This window comes from Streptomyces sp. MP131-18 (assembly GCF_001984575.1).
In the GTDB taxonomy this organism is placed as follows: domain Bacteria; phylum Actinomycetota; class Actinomycetes; order Streptomycetales; family Streptomycetaceae; genus Streptomyces; species Streptomyces johnsoniae.
This window is the reverse complement of sequence record NZ_LZNS01000001.1, coordinates 6,353,149-6,378,765: the sequence shown is the minus strand read 5'-3', so window position 1 is coordinate 6,378,765 and position 25,617 is coordinate 6,353,149. Positions and strand designations below refer to the sequence as shown.

Annotated in this window: 24 protein-coding genes; 15 read left to right on the top strand and 9 right to left on the bottom strand. The window is 74.1% G+C overall.

What is annotated here, in order from left to right; translation table 11 throughout:
* Positions 1-14 precede the first annotated feature (14 nt).
* Entirely contained in the window at positions 15-989 is a 975-nt protein-coding gene (locus tag STBA_RS28425; RefSeq protein WP_077061919.1) for a carbohydrate kinase family protein, read from the bottom strand.
* A 201-nt stretch (positions 990-1,190) separates the two neighbouring features.
* Here STBA_RS28425 and STBA_RS28420 point away from each other — a divergent pair, with 201 nt between their 5' ends.
* Complete coding sequence (locus tag STBA_RS28420) at positions 1,191-2,837, top strand: hypothetical protein (protein ID WP_077061918.1); 1,647 nt, start codon at positions 1,191-1,193, stop codon at positions 2,835-2,837.
* A gap of 91 nt (positions 2,838-2,928) precedes the next feature.
* Here the strand turns inward: STBA_RS28420 and STBA_RS28415 are convergent, their stop codons facing one another.
* Complete coding sequence (locus tag STBA_RS28415; RefSeq protein WP_077061917.1) at positions 2,929-3,282, bottom strand: iron-sulfur cluster assembly accessory protein; 354 nt, start codon at positions 3,280-3,282, stop codon at positions 2,929-2,931.
* A gap of 240 nt (positions 3,283-3,522) precedes the next feature.
* Here STBA_RS28415 and nadA point away from each other — a divergent pair, with 240 nt between their 5' ends.
* Together nadA and STBA_RS28405 are read left to right on the top strand one after the other, a co-directional pair.
* Complete coding sequence (gene nadA, locus STBA_RS28410; protein WP_077061916.1) at positions 3,523-4,710, top strand: quinolinate synthase NadA; 1,188 nt, start codon at positions 3,523-3,525, stop codon at positions 4,708-4,710.
* 34 nt (positions 4,711-4,744) lie between these two features.
* Positions 4,745-5,596 carry a GNAT family N-acetyltransferase gene (locus STBA_RS28405; protein WP_077061915.1) on the top strand — a complete coding sequence of 284 codons (852 nt, stop codon included), beginning with the start codon at positions 4,745-4,747 and terminating at the stop codon, positions 5,594-5,596.
* Positions 5,597-5,658: 62 nt separating this feature from the next.
* On the opposite strand, the gene STBA_RS28400 is transcribed toward STBA_RS28405, so the two are convergent.
* Genes STBA_RS28400 through STBA_RS28385 form a run of 4 tightly spaced genes read right to left on the bottom strand, consistent with a single transcriptional unit; the run spans position 5,659 to position 8,714 of the window.
* On the bottom strand, positions 5,659-6,342 hold the full coding sequence (locus tag STBA_RS28400) for a response regulator transcription factor (RefSeq protein ID WP_077061914.1): 684 nt from the start codon (positions 6,340-6,342) through the stop codon (positions 5,659-5,661).
* Positions 6,330-7,619: a sensor histidine kinase gene (locus STBA_RS28395; RefSeq protein ID WP_171987809.1), complete on the bottom strand. Its 1,290-nt coding sequence runs from the start codon at positions 7,617-7,619 to the stop codon at positions 6,330-6,332. The genes STBA_RS28400 and STBA_RS28395 overlap by 13 nt, the downstream gene beginning before the upstream one ends.
* Before the next feature lie 17 nt (positions 7,620-7,636).
* Positions 7,637-7,915, bottom strand: a complete 279-nt coding sequence (locus STBA_RS28390) for a hypothetical protein (RefSeq protein WP_077061912.1) — start codon at positions 7,913-7,915, stop codon at positions 7,637-7,639.
* A gap of 16 nt (positions 7,916-7,931) precedes the next feature.
* Positions 7,932-8,714 (bottom strand): PspA/IM30 family protein, encoded by a 783-nt coding sequence (locus STBA_RS28385; RefSeq protein WP_077061911.1) that lies wholly within the window; start codon positions 8,712-8,714, stop codon positions 7,932-7,934.
* 219 nt (positions 8,715-8,933) lie between these two features.
* On the opposite strand from STBA_RS28385, the gene STBA_RS28380 reads away from it, so the two are divergent.
* Positions 8,934-9,524 carry a DUF3043 domain-containing protein gene (locus STBA_RS28380; RefSeq protein ID WP_077061910.1) on the top strand — a complete coding sequence of 197 codons (591 nt, stop codon included), beginning with the start codon at positions 8,934-8,936 and terminating at the stop codon, positions 9,522-9,524.
* Positions 9,525-9,656: 132 nt separating this feature from the next.
* The gene (locus STBA_RS28375; RefSeq protein ID WP_077061909.1) at positions 9,657-10,718 is read left to right on the top strand and encodes a trypsin-like peptidase domain-containing protein; all 1,062 of its coding nucleotides are present in this window, start codon (positions 9,657-9,659) and stop codon (positions 10,716-10,718) included.
* Positions 10,719-10,748: 30 nt separating this feature from the next.
* Here the strand turns inward: STBA_RS28375 and STBA_RS28370 are convergent, their stop codons facing one another.
* Positions 10,749-10,958, bottom strand: coding sequence for a hypothetical protein (locus STBA_RS28370; RefSeq protein WP_077061908.1), 210 nt, complete (start codon positions 10,956-10,958; stop codon positions 10,749-10,751).
* 125 nt (positions 10,959-11,083) lie between these two features.
* On the opposite strand from STBA_RS28370, the gene STBA_RS28365 reads away from it, so the two are divergent.
* Together STBA_RS28365 and cobT are read left to right on the top strand one after the other, a co-directional pair.
* A complete protein-coding gene (locus STBA_RS28365; protein ID WP_077061907.1) occupies positions 11,084-12,280 on the top strand; it encodes a bifunctional adenosylcobinamide kinase/adenosylcobinamide-phosphate guanylyltransferase in 1,197 nt (398 codons plus the stop codon).
* 33 nt (positions 12,281-12,313) lie between these two features.
* The gene (gene cobT / locus STBA_RS28360; protein ID WP_077061906.1) at positions 12,314-13,453 is read left to right on the top strand and encodes a nicotinate-nucleotide--dimethylbenzimidazole phosphoribosyltransferase; all 1,140 of its coding nucleotides are present in this window, start codon (positions 12,314-12,316) and stop codon (positions 13,451-13,453) included.
* Between the two features lie 7 nt (positions 13,454-13,460).
* On the opposite strand, the gene STBA_RS28355 is transcribed toward cobT, so the two are convergent.
* Positions 13,461-14,210, bottom strand: coding sequence for a hypothetical protein (locus tag STBA_RS28355; protein WP_077061905.1), 750 nt, complete (start codon positions 14,208-14,210; stop codon positions 13,461-13,463).
* Between the two features lie 34 nt (positions 14,211-14,244).
* Here STBA_RS28355 and STBA_RS28350 point away from each other — a divergent pair, with 34 nt between their 5' ends.
* From STBA_RS28350 to STBA_RS28325, 6 genes are all read left to right on the top strand, one after another.
* Positions 14,245-15,093, top strand: a complete 849-nt coding sequence (locus STBA_RS28350; protein ID WP_077061904.1) for an adenosylcobinamide-GDP ribazoletransferase — start codon at positions 14,245-14,247, stop codon at positions 15,091-15,093.
* A gap of 88 nt (positions 15,094-15,181) precedes the next feature.
* Positions 15,182-16,705: a leucyl aminopeptidase gene (locus tag STBA_RS28345; protein WP_077061903.1), complete on the top strand. Its 1,524-nt coding sequence runs from the start codon at positions 15,182-15,184 to the stop codon at positions 16,703-16,705.
* A 186-nt stretch (positions 16,706-16,891) separates the two neighbouring features.
* The gene (gene lpdA, locus STBA_RS28340; RefSeq protein ID WP_077063670.1) at positions 16,892-18,280 is read left to right on the top strand and encodes a dihydrolipoyl dehydrogenase; all 1,389 of its coding nucleotides are present in this window, start codon (positions 16,892-16,894) and stop codon (positions 18,278-18,280) included.
* Positions 18,281-18,347: 67 nt separating this feature from the next.
* On the top strand, positions 18,348-20,117 hold the full coding sequence (gene sucB, locus STBA_RS28335) for a 2-oxoglutarate dehydrogenase, E2 component, dihydrolipoamide succinyltransferase (protein ID WP_077061902.1): 1,770 nt from the start codon (positions 18,348-18,350) through the stop codon (positions 20,115-20,117).
* Between the two features lie 114 nt (positions 20,118-20,231).
* The gene (locus STBA_RS28330; RefSeq protein ID WP_077061901.1) at positions 20,232-20,855 is read left to right on the top strand and encodes a GntR family transcriptional regulator; all 624 of its coding nucleotides are present in this window, start codon (positions 20,232-20,234) and stop codon (positions 20,853-20,855) included.
* Positions 20,856-21,098: 243 nt separating this feature from the next.
* Entirely contained in the window at positions 21,099-22,070 is a 972-nt protein-coding gene (locus STBA_RS28325) for a WYL domain-containing protein (protein ID WP_077061900.1), read from the top strand.
* Between the two features lie 7 nt (positions 22,071-22,077).
* Here the strand turns inward: STBA_RS28325 and STBA_RS28320 are convergent, their stop codons facing one another.
* Positions 22,078-23,010, bottom strand: coding sequence for an SDR family oxidoreductase (locus STBA_RS28320; protein WP_253195070.1), 933 nt, complete (start codon positions 23,008-23,010; stop codon positions 22,078-22,080).
* Between the two features lie 160 nt (positions 23,011-23,170).
* On the opposite strand from STBA_RS28320, the gene STBA_RS28315 reads away from it, so the two are divergent.
* Both STBA_RS28315 and STBA_RS28310 read left to right on the top strand, forming a co-directional pair.
* Positions 23,171-24,088 (top strand): TIGR01777 family oxidoreductase, encoded by a 918-nt coding sequence (locus tag STBA_RS28315; RefSeq protein ID WP_077061899.1) that lies wholly within the window; start codon positions 23,171-23,173, stop codon positions 24,086-24,088.
* Between the two features lie 232 nt (positions 24,089-24,320).
* A complete protein-coding gene (locus STBA_RS28310) occupies positions 24,321-25,616 on the top strand; it encodes an FAD-dependent oxidoreductase (protein WP_077061898.1) in 1,296 nt (431 codons plus the stop codon).
* The last annotated feature ends 1 nt before the right edge of the window (position 25,617 follow it).

Sequence of the window (25,617 nt, the reverse complement as noted above, 5' to 3'; positions counted from 1 at the left end):
GTCGGATGACGCGGTCAGATGAGGTGGCCGCGCACCTCTTCCGCGGCGTCGGTGCCGTACGCCTTGGCGAACCGGTCGAGGAACGAGCCGCGGGTCAGCGTGTACTCCTGGGTGCCGACCGTCTCGATGACCAGGGTGGCGACCATGCAGCCGACCTGGGCGCAGCGCTCCAGGGAGGTGCCCCAGGCGAGACCGGCGAGGAAACCGGCGCGGAACGCGTCGCCGACGCCGGTGGGCTCGGCCTTCCGCTCCTCCTCGGGACAGCCGACCTCGATCGGGTCCTCGCCCGCCCGTTCGATCAGGACGCCGCGCGGGCCGAGGGTGGTGACGCGGGTGCCGACCTTGCCGAGCACCTGCTCGGCGGACCAGCCGGTCTTGGACTCCACGAGTGCCTTCTCGTACTCGTTGTGGAAGAGGTAGGCGGCGCCCTCGGTCAGCGTCCTGATGTCCTCGCCGTCCATGCGCGCCAACTGCTGGGAGAAGTCGGCGGCGAACGGGATGCTCCGGGTACGGCACTCTTCGGTGTGCCGCAGCATGGCCTCGGGGTCGTCGGCGCCGATGTGCACCAGGTCGAGGCCGCCGACGCGGTCGGCGACGGACTTGAGCTCGATGAGGCGGGCCTCGCTCATGGCGCCGGTGTAGAAGGAACCGATCTGATTGTGGTCGGCGTCCGTGGTGCACACGAAGCGCGCGGTGTGCAGTATTTCGGAGATCCGTACCGAGGCGGTGTCCACGCCGTGCCGGTCGAGCCAGGCCCGGTACTCCTCGAAGTCGGCGCCGACCGCGCCCACGAGGATCGGGGAGGCACCCAGCTGTCCCATGCCGAAGCAGATGTTGGCCGCGACTCCCCCGCGGCGCACTTCCAGGGAGTCGACCAGGAAGGACAGCGAGACGGTGTGCAGCTGATCACCGACGAGCTGGTCGGCGAAGCGGCCGGGGAAGGTCATCAGGTGATCGTTGGCGATGGAGCCGGAGACGGCGATGCGCACGGTGGTCTGCTCCCGGGGAGGCGACAGGGGGGACCAGGCTACCGAGCGGCTCTTGCGGATGGAGGAACTGGCAACGGCGTACGTCACGTCGGCGGGCGCGCACGGGAGCCTGCGCGGGCGCGCGGCGCCCGCGGGGAACCGGCGGCCACCGGTGCCCGTCCAACCGGCGTACGGATTCCGTGATTCCGAGGAGCGATTGCAGTGGCTGACGAGGAGATCCGCGAGGAAGCGGACACCCCCGGGAGCGGCCAGGACGGCACCGCGGCGCGGCGCCGGTGGCCGGTGGTCACGGCCGCGGCGGTGGCCGTCGCGGTCGTCGCGGGCGGTCTGTACGGAGCGCAGGCACTCACCGGCGACGACGCGGACGACCCGGCCGGGGACGCGGACGAGGCGCTGGTGCTCGACGCCCCGCCGGCGTTCCCGATGGCCGCGGCTCCGGAGGCGGCTTCGGAGGCGGCCGCCGGGGACGGGGCGGCCCCGGCGTGGCCCGGCGCGGCCACGCTGCGGCTGGCGGAGAGCCCGGCCGACGCACCGGACGAGGCGGCGGTGTACCGGTTCGAGGGCGTCGCCGAGGAGCGGGTGGCGGAGCTGGGCGCGGCCCTCGGCCTGGACGGCGCGCCGCAGCGGGGGGCCGAGGACTCCTGGACGATGGCGGGCGCGGGCGCGGGCGCGGACGCCCCGGCGCTCAATGTGGTGGGAGAGCCCGGCTTCTGGTACTACGGCCCCGAGGCGGAGCTGAGCATCTCGGTCGGCGGCCCCGACGGCACGGTGAGCAGCGAGGCTTCGGCGGACGACGGCGCGGACCGTCGCGCGGACGACGGCGCGGACGGCGGCGAGGCGCCCTCCGAGGCGGAGGCGCTGGCGGCGGCGGACGAGGTGCTCGACGCGCTGGGCCTGGGTGATGCGGCGGTCGACGCGCGGGAGACGAGCGGCGCGGACCGGATCGTTTCCGCGGCTCCCGTGATCGACGGGCTGCCGGTGCACGGTCTGGACACCGAGTTGTACATCGGCCCCGACGGCGAGCTGACGATGGCGTTCGGCACGCTGCACGCGTTCGCCGCGGCCGAGGAGCGCTCGGTGACGGGCGCCGAGGACGCGGTCGAGGAGTACAACCGGACGGCCGGGGACGTGGAGCTGCCGGCGATCCAGTGCGGTGCGGGCGACCCGGCCGGGCAGCCGGAGCCGCTGCCACTGCCGATGCCGGAGGAGGCCGAGGCCGAGGCAGGCGGTGACGCGCAGCGGCAGGAGGCCGACGGCACCTGCCCCTCACCGGCCGGGAAGCCGGAACCGGTGTCGGTGACCGCCGAGTTCGGCCTGGCGATGACCTACGCCGAGGAGGAGCCGGTGCTGGTCCCGTCCTGGCTGTTCCGGGGCGAGCGGGAGTCGGGTGAGGCGTTCGCGGCGAGCCAGCCCGCGGTGCCGCACGAGTACCGGACGCAGTCGGATGGCGGGGCCGGGCAGTCGGAGGAGGCACCGGCGCAGCCCGCCGAGCCGGAGGAGCAGCCGGGCGCCGGGGCGGGCGGCGACGGTGCCGAGCCAGGGCAGTCGCAGCCGGGCGCGCCCGGCGAGGCGCCGGACGGCACGGAGACCGGGTGGTCCGTCGAGCCGTACGAGGAGTCGGCCGAGTCGCTGACGGTGACCTTCTGGGCCAGCCCGTGCGACGAGTACGAGGCGACGGCCCGGGAGTCGGGCGACGAGGTGGCGGTGCACGTGGACGTGGTGAACCCGGACCCGGAGCGCATGTGCATCCAGCTGGCCGAGGAGCGGACGGCCGAGGTCGAGCTGGATGAGCCGGTGGGCGAGCGGACCCTGACCGACGAGCAGGGCCGGGAGCTGCCGGTGGGCTGACCGCCGTGGCGTGGCGGCGGCACGCGGAAGGGCCCGGCACCCGTGGGGGGTGCCGGGCCCTTCCGTGTGCGTGGCGGCCGGGTCGGCCGGCTCAGCTGAACGAGTCGCCGCAGGCGCAGGAGCCCGAGGCGTTCGGGTTGTCGATGGTGAAGCCCTGCTTCTCGATGGTGTCGACGAAGTCGATCGAGGCGCCGCCCAGGTAGGGGGCGCTCATGCGGTCGGTGACCACCTTCACACCGTCGAAGTCCTTCACGACATCGCCGTCGAGCGACCGCTCGTCGAAAAAGAGCTGGTAGCGCAGACCGGAGCATCCGCCGGGCTGGACCGCCACGCGGAGCGCGAGGTCGTCGCGTCCCTCCTGCTCAAGCAGGCTCCTGACCTTCGCCACGGCCGTGTCGGAAACGATGATGCCGCCGCTGACAGCGGTCTCTTCCGTTACGGACATCTGCGTATCTCCCGGGTAGTACGGAAAGCTCTGGCGAGTGCACCAACAGACGACGGCCCGGATTCATTCCGGGCGGGGCCGTCCTTATTCATTTCCCTCATGCTCGCACACCGGACGGCGGGGCGGAATGCGTCACAGTGACGCAATGGGCATCGTCAAACTGACGCGAAGGAGTTATGATCCATTGTGTCAGTTCGACGAAAAGCCGTCGGAACAGCAACAGAAAGAAGGCTGAGTGCCGTGACCACCGCCCAGCCCCTGGACGTCACGCCGACCCCGCTGGCCCTCCTGCTGCTCGGACGCGCGTCCGACCCGTCGAGTGAACGCGGCGTGGACTGCCCCGGCGACCTCCCCTCCCCCTCCGACCCGGGACTCGTGGAACGGGCCCGCGCCGCCAGGGAACGGCTCGGGAGCCGCCTGTTCGTCCTCGGCCACCACTACCAGCGGGACGAGGTCATCCAGTTCGCTGACGTCACCGGCGACTCCTTCAAACTGGCGCGCGACGCCGCGGCCCGCCCCGAAGCCGAGTACATCGTCTTCTGCGGCGTCCACTTCATGGCCGAGTCGGCCGACATCCTGACCAGCGACGCGCAAGCGGTGATCCTTCCCGACCTCGCCGCCGGCTGCTCCATGGCCGACATGGCCACCGCCGAGCAGGTCGCCGAGGCGTGGGACGTACTCACGGACGCGGGCGTGGCCCGGTCCACCGTTCCCGTGACCTACATGAACTCCTCGGCCGACATCAAGGCGTTCACCGGCAGGCACGGCGGCACCGTCTGCACCTCGTCCAACGCCGAACGCGCACTCACCTGGGCCTTCGCCCAGGCCGGGGAGAACGGCAAGGTCCTGTTCCTGCCCGACCAGCACCTCGGCCGCAACACCGCGGTGCGCGATCTCGGGCTCTCCCCCGACGACTGCGTCGTCTACAACCCGCACAAGCCGGGCGGCGGCCTGACCGCCGACCAGCTGCGGCGGGCCAGGATGATCCTGTGGCGGGGCCACTGCTCGGTGCACGGCCGCTTCTCGCTCGACTCCGTCGAGGAGGTCCGCGCCCGCATCCCCGGCGTCAACGTCCTCGTGCACCCCGAATGCCGCCACGAGGTCGTCGCCGCCGCGGACCACGTCGGCTCCACCGAACACATCATCCGCCTCCTCGACCGGGCCCCGGCCGGCTCCAGCTGGGCCGTCGGCACCGAGCTGAACCTCGTGCGCCGCCTCGCCGCCCGCTACGCCCCCGAGGGCAAGGAGATCGTCTTCCTCGACCGCACCGTCTGCTTCTGCTCCACCATGAACCGCATCGACCTGCCGCACCTGGTGTGGGCGCTGGAGTCGCTGGCCGACGGAAAGGTCGTCAACCGCATCCAGGTCGACCAGGACACCGAGCACTTCGCGCGGCTCGCCCTTGACCGGATGCTTGCGCTGCCGTAGCCCGCAGTCCGCCGGCCGCGCCACGATGGGTGCCATGCTCCTGCGCCGGGTACGCGACAACCGAGCCGATGCCGAGGCCGTCCGCGCGGTGGCCGCCACCGCCTTCGGGCCCGGCGCGCACGACGAACGGCGGCGGGTCCGCTTCCTGCGCAGGGTCAGGCACCTGGCGGCCACCGACCCGAACGGCTGCTGGCTCGCCGAGGACGACGCGGGCCGCCCGCTCGGCGCCGTGCTGGCCGGGCTGCGCGAAAATCTGTGGGGGCTCTCGCTGCTGGCCGTGCTGCCGCAGGCGCGGGGCAAGGGCGTGGGCGGCGAGCTGATGCGCCGGGCGGCGGCCCACGGCCGCGGCACGCTGCGCGGCATGATCTGCGCCACCCCGCACCCGGCTGCGCCCCGTGTCTGCCGCGCCGCCGGATTCAGCCTGCACCCCACGATGCGGCTGACGGGCACGGTCGACGCCGCCCGGCTGACGCCGCCGGACGGCCCGGCCATCGAGGGCGGGGCGGCGCACCGCGACCTGATGGACTCCGTGGACCGCAGGGTGCGCGGCGCCGCCCACGGCCCCGACCACGGCGAACTGCTCCTGCACTGCCGGGTCGTCGTCGCCGACGACCTTGCGGGCAGCGGCTACTGCTACCTCGACGACGGTGGCCGCATCGAACTGCTCGCCGCCACCTCGCGCCGCATCGCCGTCCGGCTGCTCACCTCGGCGCTGCTCAGCCTCCCGGCCGGCGCCGACACCGCCGTGCGGCACCTGACGGCCGAGCAGGAGTGGGCCGTGGACGTGGGCCTGGCCGCCGGTCTCGAACTGGCCGCGGACGGCTACCTGTGCCTGCGCGGCATGCGCCCGCCCGCGCCCTACCTGCCCTCCGTCGCGTACCTGTGACCGGCGCACGCCCCGGCGCACGCACCGCCGCGCAGCCCCGGGCGCCCCGGGCGCCCCGGCGGTCAGCCGGTGCGCGGGCGCACCAGGCCGGTCTCGTAGGCGGTCACCACCAGCTGCGCGCGGTCCCGGGCCGACAGCTTGGTCAGCAGCCGGTTGATGTGGGTCTTGACCGTCAGCGGGCTGACCGACAGCCGCCCGGCGATCTCGTCGTTCGACAGCCCGCCGGCCACCTCGACCAGCACCTGCCGCTCGCGTGCGGTCAGCACCCGGAGCACCGAGTCGTCCAGGCCGACGCCCTCGCGCTCCCCCGCCTCGGCGACGAACCGCGCGATCAGCCCCCGCGTCGCGGACGGCGAGAGCAGTGCCTCACCCGCCGCCGCCAGCCGTATGGCCGCCAGCAGCTCCGCCGGCTCCGCACCCTTGCCCAGGAACCCGGACGCGCCCGCCCGCACCGCCTCCACGACGTAGTCGTCCGATTCGAACGTGGTGAGGATCACGACCTTCACATCGGCGAGGCCGGGGTCGGCGCCGATCTCGCGCGTCGCGGCGAGGCCGTCCACACCCGGCATCCTGATGTCCATGAGCACCACGTCGGCACCCGCCTCGCGGATCACCGCGAGCGCCTCCGCCCCGTCGGACGCCTCGCCCGTGACCGTCATCCCCGGATCGGAGTCGACCAGCACCCGGAACGCGCTGCGCAGCAGCGCCTGGTCGTCGGCCAGCACCACACGGATCACATGCACCATCCCCTGACGTGCTCGATCGCCGGCTCCTCCGGCCGCGGCGGCTGGAGCGGCAGGGTCACCCGCACCCGGAACCCGCCGCCCGGCCGGGGGCCCGCCTCGCACGTGCCGCTGAGCGCGGCGGCCCGTTCGCGCATCCCGGTCAGGCCGTGGCCGCTGCCGGGAGTGCCGTTGCGCGGCGGCGGCACGCCGGGCCCGTCGTCGTCGACGGTGATGTCGAGCGCCGCGTCCGCGGCCTTCCCCTCGCGAACGATGCGGACCCGGGCGCCGGCCCCCGGGCCCGCGTGCTTGTGCACGTTGGTCAGCGCCTCCTGGACCACCCGGTAGGCGGCCAGGTCGACGGCGGACGGCAGCGGCCCGGCCGCCGCGGGGGCGTCCACGGTCACCGCCATCCCGGCCCTGGTGAAGCCGTCCACCAGCTCCTGGAGAACGCCGAGGCCACGCGCCGGCTCGGTCGGGGCGATCGGCTCGTCCCGGTGGCGCAGCAGGCCCACGGTGGTCTGGAGCTCGCCCAGCGCCCTGCGGCTGGCCTCGCGGATGTGCCCCAGCGCCTCCTTGGCCTGGTCCGGGCGGCTGTCCATCACGTGCGAGGCGACGCCGGCCTGCACGTTGACCAGCGCGATGTGGTGGGCGACGACATCGTGCAGCTCACGTGCGATCCGCATGCGCTCCTCCGCGACCCTGCGGTGCGCCTCCTCCTCGCGGGTGCGCTCGGCCCGCTCGGCCCGTTCCCTGATGGCGTCCAGCGCGGCACGGCGGCTGCGCGCCGCCTCGCCCGAGGCGGCGGCCAGCGCCGTCCAGGCGAAGACGCCCAGGTTCTCCGAGTCGTACCAGGGCTGGGCGCCCAGCATCATCGACGTCGGCGTGAACACCGCGGCGGTGACCAGGCCCGCCCGCCAGGTGGTGGACCTGTCGGTGCTCACCGCCACCGTGAACAGCGCCACCACCACGAAGATCAGGAACGACACGTGCCGCTCCTGCGGCGAGTGCGAGGACGTGCCGAGGATCAGCTCGATCAGGGACAGGCCGCCCACGAGGGACAGCACCGTCATCGGGTACCTGCGGCGCTGCACCAGCACGGCGCAGGCAAGCACGGTCATCAGCAGTGTGTGCAGCGGCAGCTCGCGCTTGCCGAAGCCGGGTCCGCCGTCCGGCGGGCGCGCCACCGTGACCGAGGCGCACAACACGGCGCACAGCACGACGACGGCCAGCACGGCGTCGAACGCGAGAGGGTGGGCACGCAGCCACTGCACGGCGCGGGCCGGCTGTCGAGGAGTCACGGCCTTGCGGCTTCGTCTCAGTCCGGAATGAGCCCGTCTTCGGTGAGCATCGTGCGCACCTCGTCAATGGACGCCTCGGGGGCGGGGAGGATCAGCTCCGAGGGTTCGAGCGAGTCGTCCGGGAGCGGGGTGCCCATCGTCCTGACGGCTTCGAGCAGGGCGCCGAGCGTGCGGCGGAAACCGTCGCCGTCCCCCGACTCCAGCTCGGCCATCAACTCGTCGTCGAGCGCGTTGAGAGTGGGGAAGTGACTGTCGTCCAGCTTCACCTGCCCCTCCCCCATGATCCGCACGATCACGATGCCCTCCAGGGAATCACTGCTTGTCGAACTTGGGGGATTCCTGCTGCTCCGGCTGCGCCCCCGCGGTGTTGCCGCCCTCCAGGGCCTGCCGTCCCGCGGAGCTGCCACCGGCCAGCTCGGCCTTCATCCGCTCCAGCTCGAACTCTACGTCCGCGTTGCCGGAAATGCGGTCCAGCTCGGCGGTCAGATCGTCCTTCGAGGCGCCCGTCGGGTCGTCCAGGGCACCGGAGGCCAGCAGCTCGTCGATGGCACCGGCGCGGGCCTGGAGCTGGGCCGTCTTGTCCTCGGCCCGCTGGATGGCCATGCCGACGTCGCCCATCTCCTCGGAGATGCCGGAGAACGCCTCGCCGATGCGGGTCTGCGCCTGGGCGGCCGTGTAGGTCGCCTTGATCGTCTCCTTGCGGGTGCGGAACGCGTCGACCTTCGCCTGGAGGCGCTGGGCCGCCAGGGTGAGCTTGTCCTCCTCGGACTGGAGCGTCGCGTGCTGCTGCTGGAGGTCGCTGACCTGCTGCTGCAGCGACGACCGCCGGGTCAGCGCCTCGCGGGCCAGGTCCTCCCGGCCCAGGGCCAGCGCCTTCTTGCCCTGCTCCTCCAGCTTGCCGGACTGGCCGTTCAGCTGGTTGAGCTGGAGCTCCAGGCGCTTGCGGGACGTCGCGACGTCGGCGACGCCGCGCCGCACCTTCTGCAACAGCTCCAGCTGCTTCTGGTACGAGTAGTCCAGCGTCTCGCGCGGGTCCTCGGCCCGGTCCAGGGCCTTGTTGGCTTTCGCGCGGAAGATCATCCCCATCCGCTTCATGACACCGCTCATGGGCTTCGCGCGCCCCCTTCATGACGGGCTCGAACCTCTGACCATACTGCTGCTGATCCCCTACTACCCTACGGGGCCTGTATCCATTAGCGCACTGCTCGTCCCCGAATGACTCCTCCCCGAGGACGATCACGCGCCACGGGCCCTCCCGCCTGAGGAGTAGCCGCACCCGTTGGGGTCGGCGCGCGGAGACCGTACTCTTGTGGCGTGTTCCGAAGCCGTTCGAAAGAAGACTCCGCCGCCGAGCCGCCGGCGGAGCAGTCCCATGTCCGTGACCCGCAGGCGCCGAAAGGCCGCCCCACGCCCAAGCGCAGCGAGGCGGAGGCACTGCGCCGCGCCGTCGTCAAGCCGGCGACGAACCGCAAGGAGGCGGCCAGGCGGGCCAAGGAGGCGAGGAAGACCGCGCTGTCCAAGCAGCGGGAGGCCCTGCTCTCCGGCGACGAGCGGCACCTGCCCGCCCGTGACCGCGGTCCGCTGCGGCGCTTCACGCGTGACTTCGTGGACGCCAAGTGGCACGTGGCGGAGTTCTTCCTGCCGATCGCCGTGCTCATCCTCGTGCTGAGCATGATGCCGTCGCTTCAGCTGCGGAACATCGCGCTGCTGCTGTGGCTCGCGGTCATCCTCATGATCGTCGCCGACTCGGTCCTGCTGACCCGGCGCCTGAAGAAGCAGCTGCGGGCCCGCTTCCCCGACGAGAGCCTGCGCGGCACCTCGGCGTACGCGCTGATGCGCACCATGCAGATGCGCCGCATGCGCCTGCCGAAACCCCAGATCAAGCGCGGCGAAGTCCCCCGTTAGGGCTCCGCTGGGTCCTGACCGGACGATCTGCGCGGCCCGGCGCCCGGCCCGCCGTGGCTGCGGCGGGAGCTCGCCCGGAACGGCGTAGCGGGGTTCCCGGGCCGTGGTCGGTGCCGCGGACACAATGCGGCTATGGCCCTCACTGCCCCGCCCCTGCCCCGGTCCGGTGCCGCGCTGCTCTGCGCGGGGGCGCTGCTCGCCGCGGGCGGCGCCTGCACCTCGGCGTCCGACCCGGACCAGACCCCCGCGGGACGCGCCTCCCGCGCACCGGCCCCCACCGTCTCGGACGCGCTCCAGGAGAGGTACGAGGAGGTGGTGACCGACGTGCTGCCCTCGGTGGTGCAGATCACCACGCCCGACGGCCAGGGCTCGGGGGTCGTCTACGACGACGAGGGCCACATCGTGACCAACGCGCACGTCGTGGGGCGCGAGCGCACGTTCGATGTGCTGCTGGCCACCGGGCAGGAGCCGGAACGGGCCGAGCTGGTGGCGTCCTACCCCGAGCAGGACCTCGCGGTCGTCGCCCTTAACGACGTGCCGGACCAGCTGCGCCCCGCGACGTTCGGGGACTCCTCGCGCGTGGCGGTCGGACAGATCGTCCTGGCCATGGGCAACCCGCTCGGCCTGTCCTCCAGCGTCACGCAGGGCATCGTCTCGGCCGTGGGCCGTTCCGTCAGCGAGGGCGAGGGACAGGCGACGCTCGGGAACATGGTGCAGACCTCGGCCGCGATCAATCCGGGCAACAGCGGCGGCGCGCTGGTCAACCTCTCCGGGCACGTCGTCGGCATCCCCACGCTGGCCGCCCGCGACCCCGGGCTCGGGGGCGGGCAGGCGCCCGGGATCGGCTTCGCGATCCCCGCCTCGACGGTGATCTTCCTGGCCGACCAGATGATCGAGCACGGCCGCGTCGTCGACTCGGGGCGCGCAGCGCTCGGCGTCTCGGTGCGCACGGTGCTCGGCGACGGCTTCCAGCCCGCGGGCGCGGCGATCGTGAATGCCGAGGAGGACGGCCCGGCCGGCCGCGCGGGGCTGCGGCCCGGCGACGTGGTGGTGCGGGTCGGCGACGACGAGGTCACCGACGTCGTCTCGCTGGCCGAGGCGCTGGCCGGGCACCGGCCGGGCGAGAAGGTGGAGGTCACCTACGAGCGCAACGGCGAACGGCGCACCGCAGAGGTCGCGCTCGGCGAGGCGTGAGCGGGGGCGCGAGCAGAGGCTTGAGCCGGCTCAGCCCTCGGCGCCGTGGAGGCTCATCGGCCCGTAGATCTTCACGCCGTCCTCGAACAGCGAGACCTGGTCGATGCCCTCGGCCAGCAGCTCGGGCCACAGTTCGCCGATCCAGGACTCGGCATCGCCCTGGGTACCGAAGTCGCCGGGGGCCGCGGTCGGCTCGGCCGCCGTGCCGTCCGCCTTTTCGAACCGCCACTCCCACGCCATGCGAAGCCTCCGCTTCCTGACCGACTGTTGGATCGCCCGACTGCCTGATCGCAGACTAAATCACGGCCGACGCTCCCAGCGCACCACCGCGCGCGTGACCGGGCGCGGGGCGAGAGGATCGGGGCATGCACGTCACTCTGCTCGGCACGGGCGCCCCGGCCGGGCTCCCGCGCCCCGGCTGTCCCTGTGCCGCCTGCGCCCGTGCGTTCGGGGACGAGGTCCGCACCGCGACCGCCGTGCTGGTCGACGGCGTGCTGCTGCTCGACCTCACGCCGGGCCTCGCGCTGTCCGCCGCGCGGGCCGGGCAGTCCCTCCACGGCATCCGGCAGGTCCTGCTCAGCCACCCGCACGAAGGGCCCGCGCTCGAACTGCCGCGGGAACTGCCGGTCCCGGTACGGCTGCCGGACGGCCGCGAGTTGACGCTGCTCGACGGGCACCGGGTGCGGGCGCTCGCGGTGGACGGCCCCGGCACCGGCTATGCGGTCACCGGGCCAGACGGCGGGCGGCTGCTGTACCTGCCGCCCGGGGCCGGCCCGGCCGGTGAATTCGCGGGGCCCGCGTACGACCTGTGCCTGCTCGACGTGGTGCAAAGGCCCGATGCCCTGGCCCGGCTGCGCGGCGCGGGGGCCGCGGCGCTCACGACCGACGTGGTGGCCGTGCACCTGGACCACGACGTCCAGCCGGGCGCGGAACTGCGCCGCCGGCTGGCCGCGCTGGGGGCGCGCACCGAACCGGACGGCGCCACCCTCACCGCCGGTGACTACCGGCGGATTCCCGATGTGCCCCGGCGCACGCTGGTACTCGGGGGCGCGCGTTCCGGAAAGTCCGCCGAGGCGGAGCGCAGGCTCGCCGCGTTCCCCGAGGTGATGTACGTCGCCACCGGCGGCAGGCGCGGGGACGATCCGGAGTGGACGGCGCGGGTCACGGCGCACCGCGAACGCCGCCCGCCGGGCTGGACCACCGTCGAAACCTGCGATCTGGTCCCGCTGCTCGCACAGGCGGAGGGACCGCCGCTGCTGATCGACTGCCTCGCGCTGTGGCTGACCGACGCGATGGACGCGGCGGGCGCCTGGGAGAGGGAACGGTGGGCGGACGGCGGGGCGCGCGAACTCGCCGCACGTACCGCCGCGCTGGTCGCGGCGGTACGCGGCACGCAGCGCACGGTGGTCCTGGTGAGCAACGAGACCGGCTCCGGCATCGTCCCCGCCACCGCGTCCGGACGCCTCTTCCGCGACGAACTCGGCCGCCTCAACGCGGCGGTGGCCGCCGAGTGCGAGCACGTGCTGCTGACCGTGGCGGGCACCGCACTGCCACTGCGCTGAGCGCCCGGGGAGCCGGGCGGTAGTCTCGTGCGCATGAGTGACGGCGGTCTCAACCTCGACGACTTCGGCGACCTCATCGAGCGCCCGAGTGTCCGGCTGCGGCGCAAGGCAGAGGAGCGGCGCACCCGTACCGGCCTGCCGCCCAAGGCACTTGGGCGGCTGGACACAATCGGTGCCTGGCTGGCCGCCGCGCAGGGACACGTGCCGGTCACGCCGGTCGCCCGGCCTCGGGCCGTCCTGTTCGCCGGCGACCACGGCGTCGCCTCGCTCGGCGTCTCCGCCCGTCCGGCCGGCGGCACCGCCGCCCTGGTGCGCGCCGTGCTGGACGGCGGCAGCCCGGCGGCCGTGCTCGCCCGGCACGCCGGGGTCCCGCTGCGCGTCGTCGACCTCTCCCTCGACTGCCCGCCCGAGGAGCTGCCCGAGGAGGTGACCCGTCACCGGGTGCGCCGCGGCTCCGGACGCCTGGACATCGAGGACGCGCTCACCGCCGAGGAGGCCGAGCAGGCGTTTCGCGCGGGCATGGCCGTCGCGGACGAGGAGGCCGACGCGGGCACCGACCTGCTCGTGCTCGGCGACCTGTCGGTCGGCGGCACCACGGCCGCCGGGGTGCTCATCGCGGCGATGTGCGGCACCGACGCCTCGGTGGTCACCGGGCGCGGCGGCGTGCGCATCGACGACCTGGCCTGGATGCGCAAGTGCGCGGCGATCCGCGACGGGCTGCGCCGCGCCCGTCCGGTGCTCGGCGACCAGCTCAAGCTGCTCGCGGCCGTCGGCGGCGCCGATCTGACCGCGATGACGGGCTTCCTGCTCCAGTGCGCCGTACGCCGCACGCCGGTCATCCTGGACGGCGTCGTCTCGGCGGCCTGCGCGCTGGTGGCGCAGCGGATCGCGTTCCGCGCCCCGGACTGGTGGCTGGCCGGGCAGGCGAGCGGGGAGCCGGGGCAGGCCAAGGCCCTGGACCGGATGGCCCTCGAGCCGCTGCTGGACCACGGGGTCACCGTCGGGGAGGGCTCGGGCGCGCTGCTCGCCCTGCCGCTGGTGCTCGCGGCCGGCGCGCTGGCCGCCGAGCTGCCCGAACGGCCCGACGAGGACGCGGCGGAGGCGGCGGGGGCGGCACAGGCCGCCGAGCCCGGGCCGGCGGACCATTCCGCCGCGGTGGCCGAGGCGACCTGACGGGCGCTCACTCCTTGCCCGTGGTGCGCGGGATGCCGCCCACGACCTGCTGCACCCACCGGCGGACCCGGCCCCACCTGGCGTCGTGCGCCCGCGCGCGGCGTTCGGCGCGCGCCGCGGTGCGCGGCAGGCGCCCGTAGCAGCGCCGAGCCCAGAGCGAGCCGGGTCTGGCCAGCCGCAGCGCGCCGGTCAGCGCCGCCAGCGGCACCAGCACCCCGACGACGGCAAGCCTGATCTTGCCCTTGACGAGGGTGATCAGCACGAAGACCAGGTTGATCAGGACGGTGGCGATCGCGCTGCCGCGGGTGAGGCGTTCCTCGGGGCCGACGTCGTCGACACCGAGCGGGGTGAAGCCGGTCAGCAGCATGGTGGCCAGCGCCGCCGTCAGCACCACGGCCTCGACGCTGCGGCGGCCCTGGTCCGACCAGTACACGTCGTGCAGGTAGAGGATCAGCGCGAACTCGTCGAGCACCAGGCCGGTGCCGATGCCGAACACGACGGCCGTCGCCCCGGCGGCCCAGCCGCGCCCGCCCGCCGCCAGGCCGCCGAAGCCGCCCACGGTCATCAGCACCACGCCGGGCACGGCGTGGTGCACGTGCGCCCCGCCCGCCGACACGTCGTGGAACGGCCCGCGGCCGGCGCGGATCAGCCGCGTCACCGCGCGGGTCACCAGAAACGTGCAGATGAACGCCGTCAGGGCCAGCAGCAGCGGCAGCTTTCCCGGTTCGACGATGTTGCGTTCCCACCAGTACTCCATGGCATCCCAGCGTCTGGCGCTACGCTGCCGGACGATGAACGCCACGCCGCCACCGCCACCGCACCCCCCGGGTGCGCCCCCGCCGCCGGGAAACGCCGCGTCCGCCGGCGGTCTTCGCTTCGCGTTCGGCACGCTCACCGTGCTGCCGGTGCGCGTGCCGCGCTGGGACCGGAGCATCGCCGGGGCCGGCATGCGGTGCGCGCCGCTGGCCGGCCTGGCGGTCGGCCTCGCCGCCGGCGGCGTCTCGTGGGCGTTCCTGGCCCTGGAGACCGGCTGGCTGCTGACGGCCGTGCTCACCGTGACGACGATGGCGGCGCTCAGCCGCGGGCTGCACCTGGACGGGCTCGCCGACACCGCGGACGGCCTCGGCAGCGGGAAGCCCGCCGCCGAGGCGCTGGACGTCATGCGGCGCTCCGACATCGGCCCGTTCGGCGTCATCGCGCTGGTCTGCACGCTGCTCGCGCAGGTCGCGGCGCTCTACGAGCTGTACGGGCACGGCCGCGGCTACGCCGTGACGGCCGTGGTGCTGGCCGGTCTCGTCTCCCGCACCGCACTGACGTGGGCCTGCCGCACCGGCGTGCCCGCGGCGCGGCCGGACGGCCTGGGCGCGGTGGTGGCCGGGTCGGTGCCGCGCGGCACCGCGGCGGCGGTCGCGGGCTCGGTGGCGCTGGCGGCGGCCGTCGCGGGCGGCCTGGCCGGCGAACCGGCCGCGGCGGGCGCGGTGGTGGGCGTGTGCGCGGTGGTGCTGGCGCTGAGCGCGGCGGAGCTGCTGGTGCAGCACTGCCGACGGCGGTTCGGCGGTGTCACCGGCGACGTTCTCGGCGCGGTCGCCGAGGGCGCCACCACGGTGACGCTCCTGGTGCTGACGGTGGGCGGCACCTGAACAGGGGCGCGGCGTAGTCTTCTGCCGGATTGCCGCGGCGCCGGCCGGCCCACGACGAAATGACACAGACAGAACGGAATATCTGACCGTGACTGCACTGACCCTCAGCAACCTCCCCGCGACCACGGTGCCCGCGGACGCCGTGGTCATCGGCGTCGCCAAGGGCGAGTCCGGGCCCGTCCTGCCGGCGGGGTCGCCCGCCGCCGCGGCGGCCGACGAGGCACTCGGCGGCACCCTGGCCGCCACCCTGACCACGCTCGGGGCCAAGGGGACCGAGGACGAGATCACCCGGCTGCCCGCCCCCGGGGGCTGGGCGGTGCCGCTGGTGGTGGCGGTGGGCCTGGGCGCCGAGCCCACGGACGGCTACCGCCCCGAGGCGCTGCGGCGCGCGGCGGGCGCCGCGGCCCGCGCGCTGACCGGCTCCGAGCACGCCACGTTCGCGCTGCCCGCCGACGACGCGGAGGCGATCGGGGCCGTGGCGGAGGGGGCGCTGCTCGGGGCATACGCGTTCACGGCGTTCCGCGGCCGGGCGAACGCCACGTCGGCCGGTGCCGCGCTGGCCCGCATCACGGTGCTCGACGCCGACGCGGGCGACGAGGAGCACGCCGAGGCGGCGGAGCGCGCGCTGGTGGTGGCCGAGGAGGTCGCGCGGGCCAGGGACCTGATCAACACCCCGCCCAACGCGCTGTCCCCGGCCGACTTCGCCGCCGTGGTCGAGGCCGCGGCGCCCGAGTACGGCGTGACGGCCGAGATCATGGACGAACTGGCGCTGAAGGACGGCGGGTACGGCGGGATCATGGGCGTCGGGCAGGGCTCCGCGACCCCGCCGCGGCTGGTGCGCGTGACCTACACGCACCCGTCCGCCGCGGCGACGCTGGCGCTGGTCGGCAAGGGCATCACGTACGACTCCGGCGGCCTCTCGCTGAAGCCGGTGGGGCACAACGAGACGATGAAGTGCGACATGAGCGGGGCCGCCGCGGTCTTCTCCGCGGTGGTGGCCGCCGCGCGCCTGGGCCTTGAGGTGAACGTGACCGGCTGGCTGGCGCTGGCCGAGAACATGCCCTCGGGCGGTGCGGTGCGCCCCGGCGACGTGCTGACCATGTACAGCGGCAAGACGGTCGAGGTGCTGAACACCGACGCCGAGGGCCGGCTGGTGATGGCGGACGCGCTGGCCCGCGCCTGCGAGGAGTCGCCGGACGCGCTGGTGGACGTGGCGACGCTGACCGGCGCGATGGTGCTGGCGCTCGGCAAGCGCACCTTCGGGGTGCTGAGCGAGGACGACGCGTTCCGGGAGCTGCTGCACGAGACGGCGGGGCAGGCCGGCGAGCAGTCCTGGCCGATGCCGATGCCCCCGGAGCTGGCGGAGGGCCTGAAGTCGCCGGTCGCGGACCTGGCGAACGTGGGCGAGCGGATGGGCGGCGGTCTGTCCGCGGGGCTGTTCCTGAAGGAGTTCGTGGCCGAGGGCACCCGGTGGGCGCACCTGGACATCGCCGGGCCCGCGTTCCACGAGGGCGCGCCCTACGGCTACACCCCCAAGGGCGGCACGGGTTCCGCGGTGCGGACCCTGATCCGGCTGGCCGAACGGATCGCGGACGGTGAGCTGGCCCCGTGACCTGGGGGTCGGCCCCGGAGATCCGGCCCGGCGCGGCAGCGTGCGAAGATGGGTTTCCGGCAGGACAGGGCCGGGCTCAACCACCAAGGCGAGCCACACACGGGCCGCGACCAGCGGCTCACACAGGACCGTCGGCCGGTCACCGTCGACCGGCCCGCGGCGAACCCATCCTTGGAGGAACGTGACGTGGCGAACGACGCCAGCACCGTTTTCGACCTAGTGATCCTCGGTGGCGGCAGCGGTGGTTACGCCGCGGCCCTGCGTGCCTCGCAGCTGGGCCTGGACGTCGCCCTGATCGAGAAGAACAAGCTGGGCGGCACCTGTCTGCACAACGGCTGCATCCCCACCAAGGCGCTGCTGCACGCCGGGGAGATCGCCGACGCGGCGCGCGAGGGCGCCGAGTTCGGCGTGAAGGCCACCTTCGACGGCATCGACATGGCGGGGGTGCACAAGTACAAGGACGGGGTGGTCTCCGGCCTGTACAAGGGGCTCCAGGGCCTGGTGGCCTCCCGCAAGATCACCTACGTGGAGGGCGAGGGCCGGCTGTCCTCGCCGACGTCCGTCGACGTGAACGGCCGGCGGTACGACGGCCGCCACGTGCTCCTCGCGACGGGTTCCGTGCCCCGGTCGCTGCCCGGCCTGACGATCGACGGCGACCGGGTCATCTCCTCGGACCACGCGCTGGTCCTCGACCGGGTGCCGAAGTCCGCCATCGTGCTGGGCGGCGGCGTCATCGGCGTCGAGTTCGCCTCCGCGTGGAAGTCCTTCGGGGCCGACGTCACCATCGTGGAGGGGCTGCCGCACCTGGTGCCCGCCGAGGACGAGAACAGCTCCAAGCTGCTGGAGCGGGCCTTCCGCAAGCGCGGCATAAAGTTCAACCTCGGTACCTTCTTCAAGTCCGTGGAGTACACGTCCGACGGGGTGGCTGTCACCCTGGCGGACGGCAAGACCTTCGAGGCGGAGCTGCTGCTCGTCGCGATCGGCCGCGGCCCGGTGTCCCAGGGCCTGGGGTACGAGGAGGCCGGGGTCGCGATGGACCGCGGCTTCGTGCTGGTCGACGAGTTCTGCCGGACCAACGTGCCGACCGTCTCGGCCGTCGGGGACCTGATCCCGACGCTCCAGCTCGCCCACGTCGGTTTCGCCGAGGGCATCCTGGTGGCCGAGCGCCTGGCGGGCCTCTCGCCGGTGCCGATCGACTACGACGGGGTGCCGCGGGTCACCTACTGCCACCCGGAGGTCGCCTCCGTCGGCGTCAGCGAGGCCAGGGCCAAGGAGCTGTACGGCGCCGACCAGGTGGTCACCCTCAAGTACAACCTCGCGGGCAACGGCAAGAGCAAGATCCTGAAGACTGCGGGCGAGATCAAGCTCGTACGGGTCAGGGACGGCGCGGTCGTCGGCGTGCACATGGTCGGGGACCGGCTCGGCGAGCAGGTCGGCGAGGCGCAGCTGATCTACAACTGGGAGGCGCTGCCCGCGGAGGTGGCGCAGCTCATCCACGCGCACCCGACACAGAACGAGGCGCTGGGCGAGGCTCATCTCGCCCTGGCCGGCAAACCACTGCATTCCCACGACTGACCCGGCCGCGTTATCACCAGAGCGCGCAGTAATCATTTGCCACTTTTCGTAAGGAGCAACAGAAACCATGGCGGTTTCCGTAACCCTTCCGGCGCTCGGCGAGAGCGTGACCGAGGGCACCGTCACCCGCTGGCTGAAGGCCGAAGGTGAGCATGTGGAGGCCGACGAGCCGCTGCTCGAGGTCTCCACCGACAAGGTCGACACCGAAATCCCCGCGCCCGCCGCCGGAGTCCTGTCGTCCATCAAGGTGGCCGAGGACGAGACCGTCGAGGTGGGCGCAGAGCTCGCGGTCATCGACGACGGTTCGGGCGCCCCGGCGGCCGCGCCGGAGCCGGCCGCCGAGCCGGAGCCGGCCCCCGCACAGCAGCAGCCGCAGCAGGCCGAGCAGCCCGCGCGGGCCGAGCCGGCGGCCGACCCGGCCGAGGGCGCGGCGCCGACCCCGGCCCCCGCGGCGCAGCAGGGCGGCGCGGCCGAGGGCACCGACGTGGTGCTGCCCGCGCTGGGCGAGTCCGTCACCGAGGGCACCGTCACCCGCTGGCTGAAGGAGGTCGGCGAGGAGGTCGACGCCGACGAGCCGCTGCTCGAGGTCTCCACCGACAAGGTCGACACCGAGATCCCCGCGCCCGTCGCGGGCACGCTGCTGGAGATCACCGTCGGCGAGGACGAGACGGCCGAGGTCGGCGGCAAGCTGGGCGTCATCGGCGCCCCCGGCGCCGCACCCGCGGCGCAGGAGCCCGCACCGGCCCCCGCGCCGGCGCCTGCGAAGGAGCCCGAGCCGGCGCCCGCGCCCGCGCAGGCTCCGAAGCAGGAGCCGGCGCCCGCCGCCCAGGCCCCCGCGCCCGCACCGGCGCCGGCGCCCAAGCCGGAGCCGAAGGCCCAGCCGAAGGCCGCCCCGGCGCCCGCCCCCGCCACGGACGGCGCCTACGTCACCCCGCTGGTGCGCAAGCTGGCCGGCGAGAACGGCGTGGACCTGAGCACGGTCAAGGGCTCGGGTATCGGCGGCCGGATTCGCAAGCAGGACGTGCTGGCGGCGGCCGAGGCCGCCAAGGCCGCCGCGGCGGCCCCGGCCGCACCGGCCGCACCGGCGAAGGCCGCGGCCCCGGCCGCTCCTTCGCCGCTGCGCGGCCAGACGGTGAAGATGCCGCGCATCCGCAAGCTCATCGGCGAGAACATGATGAAGGCGCTGCACAACCAGGCGCAGCTGTCCTCCGTCGTCGAGGTCGACGTCACCCGCGTCATGCGGCTGCGGGCGCGCGCCAAGGAGTCGTTCCTCGCACGCGAGGGCGTCAAGCTCTCCCCGATGCCGTTCTTCGTGAAGGCCGCCGCCGAGGCGCTGAAGGTCCACCCGGTCATCAACGCCAAGATCAACGACGACGGCACCATCACGTACCACGACGTGGAGAACGTGGGCATCGCGGTGGACTCGGAGAAGGGTCTGATGGTCCCGGTCATCAAGGGGGCCGGCGACCTGAGCCTGGCGGGCATCGCCAAGAAGACGGCGGAGCTGGCCGGGAAGGTCCGTCAGGGCGGGCTGGCGCCGGACGACATGTCCGGCGGCACGTTCACGATCAGCAACACGGGGTCGCGCGGCGCGCTGTTCGACACCATCATCGTGAACTACCCGCAGGTCGCGGAGCTGGGAATCGGCGCCACCGTGCGCCGCCCCGTCGTCGTGAACCACCCGGATCTCGGCGAGACCATCGCCATCAGGGACATGGCCTACCTGACCCTGTCCTACGATCACCAGCTCGTGGACGGCGCGGACGCCGCCCGGTACCTGACGGCCGTCAAGGAGCGTCTGGAAGCGGGCGAGTTCGAGGGCGAGCTCGGCCTGTAGCACGGCCGGCCGCCACCGGCCGGCGCCACAACAGAAACCGGCCGCGCCCCGCCCGGACCCTCCGGGCGGGGCGCGGCCTGTTGGGGCCGCCACACGGCCCGATAGGAGGGTGAGATGAGTCCGCCCGTCGTCCACTCGCTGCGCCAGCAGATCCGCGAGCACATCCTGGAGGGGATCGTCTCGGGACGCTGGCAGCCGGGCGAGCGGATCGTGGAACGGCGGATCGCGGTCGAACTCGACGTCAGCCAGACGCCGGTCCGTGAGGCGCTGCGCGAGCTGGAAGCGCTGCGGCTGATCGAATCGGCGCCGAACAAGGGCGTCCGGGTCCGGGCGCTGAGCGCCGCCGATCTGGAGGAGATCTACCCCGTGCGGGCCGGCCTGGAGCAGATCGCGGCCGAGCTGGCCGCGGCGCGGCTGGCCGCCGACGTGTCGGCGCTGGTGCCCGAGGTGGCGGCGTTGCAGCGGGCCGACCGGCTCGGGGACGCGGAGGCGCAGGTGGGGCACACGGTGGCCTTCCACCGCGAGCTGGTGAAGGCGTCGGGCAACAGCGTGCTGCTGCACACCTGGGAGGCGCTGGGCATCGAGGTGTGGACGGCGCTCTCGATCCGCTGGCTCGGTACGAGGCAGCGGTCGTACGCGGAGGAGCACCAGGAGCTGATCGACGCCTTCCTGCGCCGTGATCCGCACATCGGGCAGCTCGTGAAGGAGCACGTCCTGAACTGTGCACCGCGTGCCTGAACGCGGCGATTCGCCGGAAATCTCCCCGGCCTCCGCTGGCACGGGATGCCAATTTCGCCGATTCGCAAAGAATTTCCCCGGAAAGCTTTGATCGATCATCGATCAGGGGCATACAGTTCCCGGGAAAGCGAGCCGCGCCGCCAAGCTCCTGTCCTGCCCAGTGGCGCGGCTCTCGCCCGCAGGACCGGGTCCCGATTGTCGCGCCAACGCACGGGACCCGGCCCTCACGGTCATCATGGTGCCATGCGAGCTGCCCGCCTGATCAAGATGGTTCTGCTGCTCCAGGCGCGGCGGACGATGACGGCCGCCGAGCTGGCCGGTGAGCTGGAGGTGTCCGAGCGCACCGTCGCCCGCGACGTGCTGGCCCTCGCCGAGGCCGGCGTCCCCGTCTACGCCGACCGCGGCCGCGCCGGCGGTTACCGGCTGATCGGCGGCTACCGCACCAGGCTGACCGGCCTCGGCCGCAGCGAGGCCGAAGCCCTCTTCCTCTCCGGAGTGCCCACCGCGCTGCGCGACATGGGGCTGGCCGACGCCGCGTCCGCCGCCCGCCTGAAGGTGTCCGCGGCCCTCCAGCCGGAGCTGCGCTCCGCACACGACAGCGCCGCGCAGCGCTTCCACCTCGACGCCCCCGGCTGGTGGCAGCCGCCGGAGACGCCGGAGCTGCTGCCCGCCGTCGCCGACGCGGTCTGGGACGACCTGCTGCTCGCCGTCCGCTACCGCCGCGGCGACGGCACGGAGGTCGACCGCCGGCTCGAACCGTACGGCCTCGTACTCAAGGCCGGCACCTGGTACCTGGCGGCCCGCCCGCCCGGCGGCGGCCACCGGGTCTACCGCGTCGACCGGTTCGCCGCGGCCGAGCCGGCGGGCACCCGCTTCGAACGGGACGAGGCGTTCGACCTGTCCGCCTTCTGGTCCGAACGGTCCGCGGCCTTCGCCCGTTCGATCCTGCACGAGGAGGTCCTGCTGCGCCTGACCCGGGACGGGGCGCGGGCCCTGCGGTACGTCACGGACCGGGCGGCGGCCGACGAGGCGCTGTCCGCCGCCGCGGACCCGGACGGGCAGGGCCGGATCACCGTGACCCTGCCCGTCGAGTCCGCGGACGTCGCCTACACACAGCTCCTCGCTCTGGGCCCGGAGTGCGAGGTCCTCGCCCCGCCCGGCCTGCGCGCACGCATGGCGCGGGCGGCGGAGCGGACCGCGGACCAGTACCGGTGAGGAACGTTCAGCGGTAGTCCGCCGCGTCCGGCTTCTCGCCCGCCAGCAGCGCACTGATGAACGGCCAGGCGTCCGGCTGCGAGCCGTCCGTGTCCGTGAACCCGTACACCTTCGCCAGGCCGCCGCTGGAGAGGGACTGCCCGTTCCAGCGCGCCACGTCCGGGTCGGCGGCCAGCGCGGCGACCGCCCGGCCGACGAACGCCGGGGACTCCGAGATCGCGAACGCCGGGTCCTGCTCGATGCCCGCCCGCCAGTTCTCCTCGGTGACCTTGAAGTACGTGTCGAGCATCGCCTCGGAACGCAGGAAGCCAGGCGTGATCGCGACCGCGGTGCAGCCCGCGTCCTTCAGCTCCTCGCCCAGCGCCAGCGCCATGCGGATCGGCGCGTACTTCGCCAGGTCGTAGAAGAAGTGCTCCCGGTACTTCGCGTTGCTCTCAGCCGTGCCGTCGGTCACCTCCACCACAAGACCGCCCGGCTGCCGGATCAGCAGCGGCAGCGCGCAGTGGCTGGTGATGATGTGGGTCCTGACGCCCAGTTCGAGCATGCGCAGCCCGTCGTCCAGGCTCTGCTCCCACATCTTGCCCGTGGACGGGTGATCGGCCCACAGGTGGTCGGCGCCCCACACGTCGTTCACCAGCACGTCGAGCCGGCCGCGCTCGGAGTCGATGCGCTCCATCAGCGCCTGCACCTGGTCCCGTTCCAGATGGTCCGTCGGCACCGCGACGCCCTCGCCGCCCGCGGCCGTGACCAGTTCCGCGGTCTCCTCGATCGTCTCCGTGGCGCGGCCGATCTCGCTCACCGACGAGCGGGTGGTGCGGCCCGTGACATAGACCGTGGCCCCGGCCGCGCCCAGTTCGACGGCCATGGCCCGCCCCGCGCCCCGCGTCGCGCCCGCGACGAGGGTGATCTTCCCCGAGAGTGGCCCGTTCTCCTGATCCACGCGTTCGTCCTTCCGTGTCCCGCACAGACGCGTGTGCGCCTGTGCACGACCCTGACCCTCGCAGCGAAACCCGACATCTCCTGTCGGGCTTTCCGGGGGAATCCCCGGCCCGGGGCGCCCCGGTTGGCCGGGGCGCGGCGTGATCCACGAGGATGGGCCCATGACGCCTCGCCGCATCGCCGTCACCGGCACCAGTGGTCTCATCGGCGGCGCCTTCGCGGGCGCGCTCCGCGCGGACGGCGCCGCCGTCGTACGCCTGGTGCGCCGCCCGCCGCGGGCGGGGGACGAGGCCAGGTGGGACCCGACGGGGCGGGAGCAGGAGCTGAACGCCGCGGCCCTGGAGGGCTGCGACGCCGTCGTGCACATGGCCGGGGCCCCCGTGGCCGCCCGGCGCTGGACCACCGCGTACAAGGGCGTGATCCGCGACAGCAGGGTGCTCGGCACGGCCGCGCTCGCCGCCGCGATGGCCTCCCTTGACACCCGGCCGCGCGTCTTCCTGTCCGGCAGCGCGATCGGCTACTACGGCGACACCGGCGAACGGGCCGTGACCGAGGACGCCCCCAACGGCACCGGCTTCCTCGCGGAGCTGGCCCGCGACTGGGAGGCCGCGGCGGCACCGGCCGCCGCGGCCGGGGTGCGGACCGTTTTCACCCGCACCGGCCTGGTGGTCGCGCGCTCCGGCGGGGCCTGGGGGAAGCTGTTCCCGATCTTCCTGGCCGGGCTCGGCGGCCGGATCGGGAACGGGCGGCAGTTCTGGAGCGCGATCTCGCTGGCGGACTACCTGTCCGCGCTGCGCTTCCTGCTCGCCGACACCTGCGAGGTGGCGGGCCCGGTCAACTTCACCGGCCCCACCCCCGTGACCAACCGCGAGGCCACCCGGGCCATGGGGCGCGTGCTGCACCGCCCGACCGTGTGCGCGGTGCCGGGGCCACTGCTGCGGCTGGTGCTCGGCGAGTTCGCCGAGGACGTGCTCGGCAGCCAGCGCGTGCTGCCGCAGCGGCTGCTCGACGCCGGGTTCACCTTCGCGCACCCCACCGTCGAAGAAGCGGTACGCGCCGCGGTCGCCCGCCCCGCGTAGGCCGATCCGGCGGGATCGACGGGGGACGACCTGGTCTGCTACCTCCCGCACCGGTGTGCGACCTGTGTGCCTCCATGCCCGGTGCATGCGCTCTGCCGCATTCCGCCCGGCGTGAGAGGGTCGGCTCCGGTTCGGGCATGGCCCGCGCCACCGCGGGCAGCAGCACCCAAGGCCGCCAGCCGGCCGCGAGCCCGCCGCTCGGATGCACCGACCACCTCACCAGGGAGGCCACGTGCTTAAGCGCCGAACGCCTCGCGCGTTCTCCGACATCGCCGACATCGTCGTCATCGGGGGCGGAGCGGCGGGACTCGCCGCTGCCCACTACCTGACCGCCGCCGGGCTCACGGTGACCGTGCTCGAGGCGGAAAGACGGATCGGCGGCCGGATGGCCACCGAAGTCCGCGACGGCTTCCGCCTCGACCGCGCCAGCCAGCTCTCGCTGCCCGACTCCCCCACCCTGCGCCGCCTCCCGCGCCCGCTGCCCCTGCGCCGCCTGACCGGTGGCATCCTGCTGCGCGGGCAGGGGTCGGCCCGGCGGATCGGCGGCACCGCGGACGACCGTTGCGAACCGGCGGACGGCGAGCCCGACGCGGCCGGCGACCCGGTCTTCGAACGGATCTGGCTGCGGGCCAACCTCGCCCGCCTCGGCCGCTCCCCCGAGGCGCGGCTGCGCGCGCGGCCCGAGCTGACGGCGGCCGGCGCCCTGACCACCCGCGGGATACCCCCGCGGATAGCCGAGCGTTCGCTGCGCCCGCTGCTGTCCGTGCTGCTGCACGACCCGGAGCTGGCCACCTCCAGCCGCCTGGGCGATCTGGCGCTGCGCGCGTTCGCCCGCCGCGGCCTCGGCCTGCCGGCCGGCGGCGCGGCGGTGCTGCCGGACCTGCTCGCGGCCGGGCTGCCGCCGGGCGCGGTGCGCACCGGCGTGCGGGCCACCGCGGTGACCACGACGGCGGTCGCGACCGAGGCGCACGGCACGTTCGGCTGCCGGGGCGTGGTCGTGGCCACGGGGGCCGCCGAGGCGGCCCGGCTGCTGCCGGGCCTGCGCGTGCCCGCCTTCCGGCCGGTGACGGTGCTGCACCACGCGGCCCCTGCCGCCGTGCCCTCGGGGGCCACGCTCGTCGTGGAGGCCGGGGCGCGCGGTCCTGTCGCGCACAGCGTGGCGGCCTCGGCGGCCGACCCGTCCCGCGCCCCCGCGGGCCGGACGCTGGTCACGTCCGTCGTCCTCGGCACGCAGGCCGCGGAGCCGCCCGAACTGCTGGACAAGGCAGCGCGGCCCCAGCTCGGCGAGATGCACCAGACGACGGCCGAGGACTGGGAGCTGCTGGCCGCCCACCACGACGCGCAGGCCGTCCCCGCCGTGCCGCCCCCGTACACCGGCGTCCGCCCGGTCCGGCTGCTCGACGGCCTGTACGTGTGCGGCGACCACCGGGACGCGCCAGGACCGGCGGGCGACCTGGCCTCGGCCCGCCGCGCCGCCGCCGCGGTGCTCGCGGACGCGGGCCTGCGCCCGCCCGCACGGGCCGGCTGAC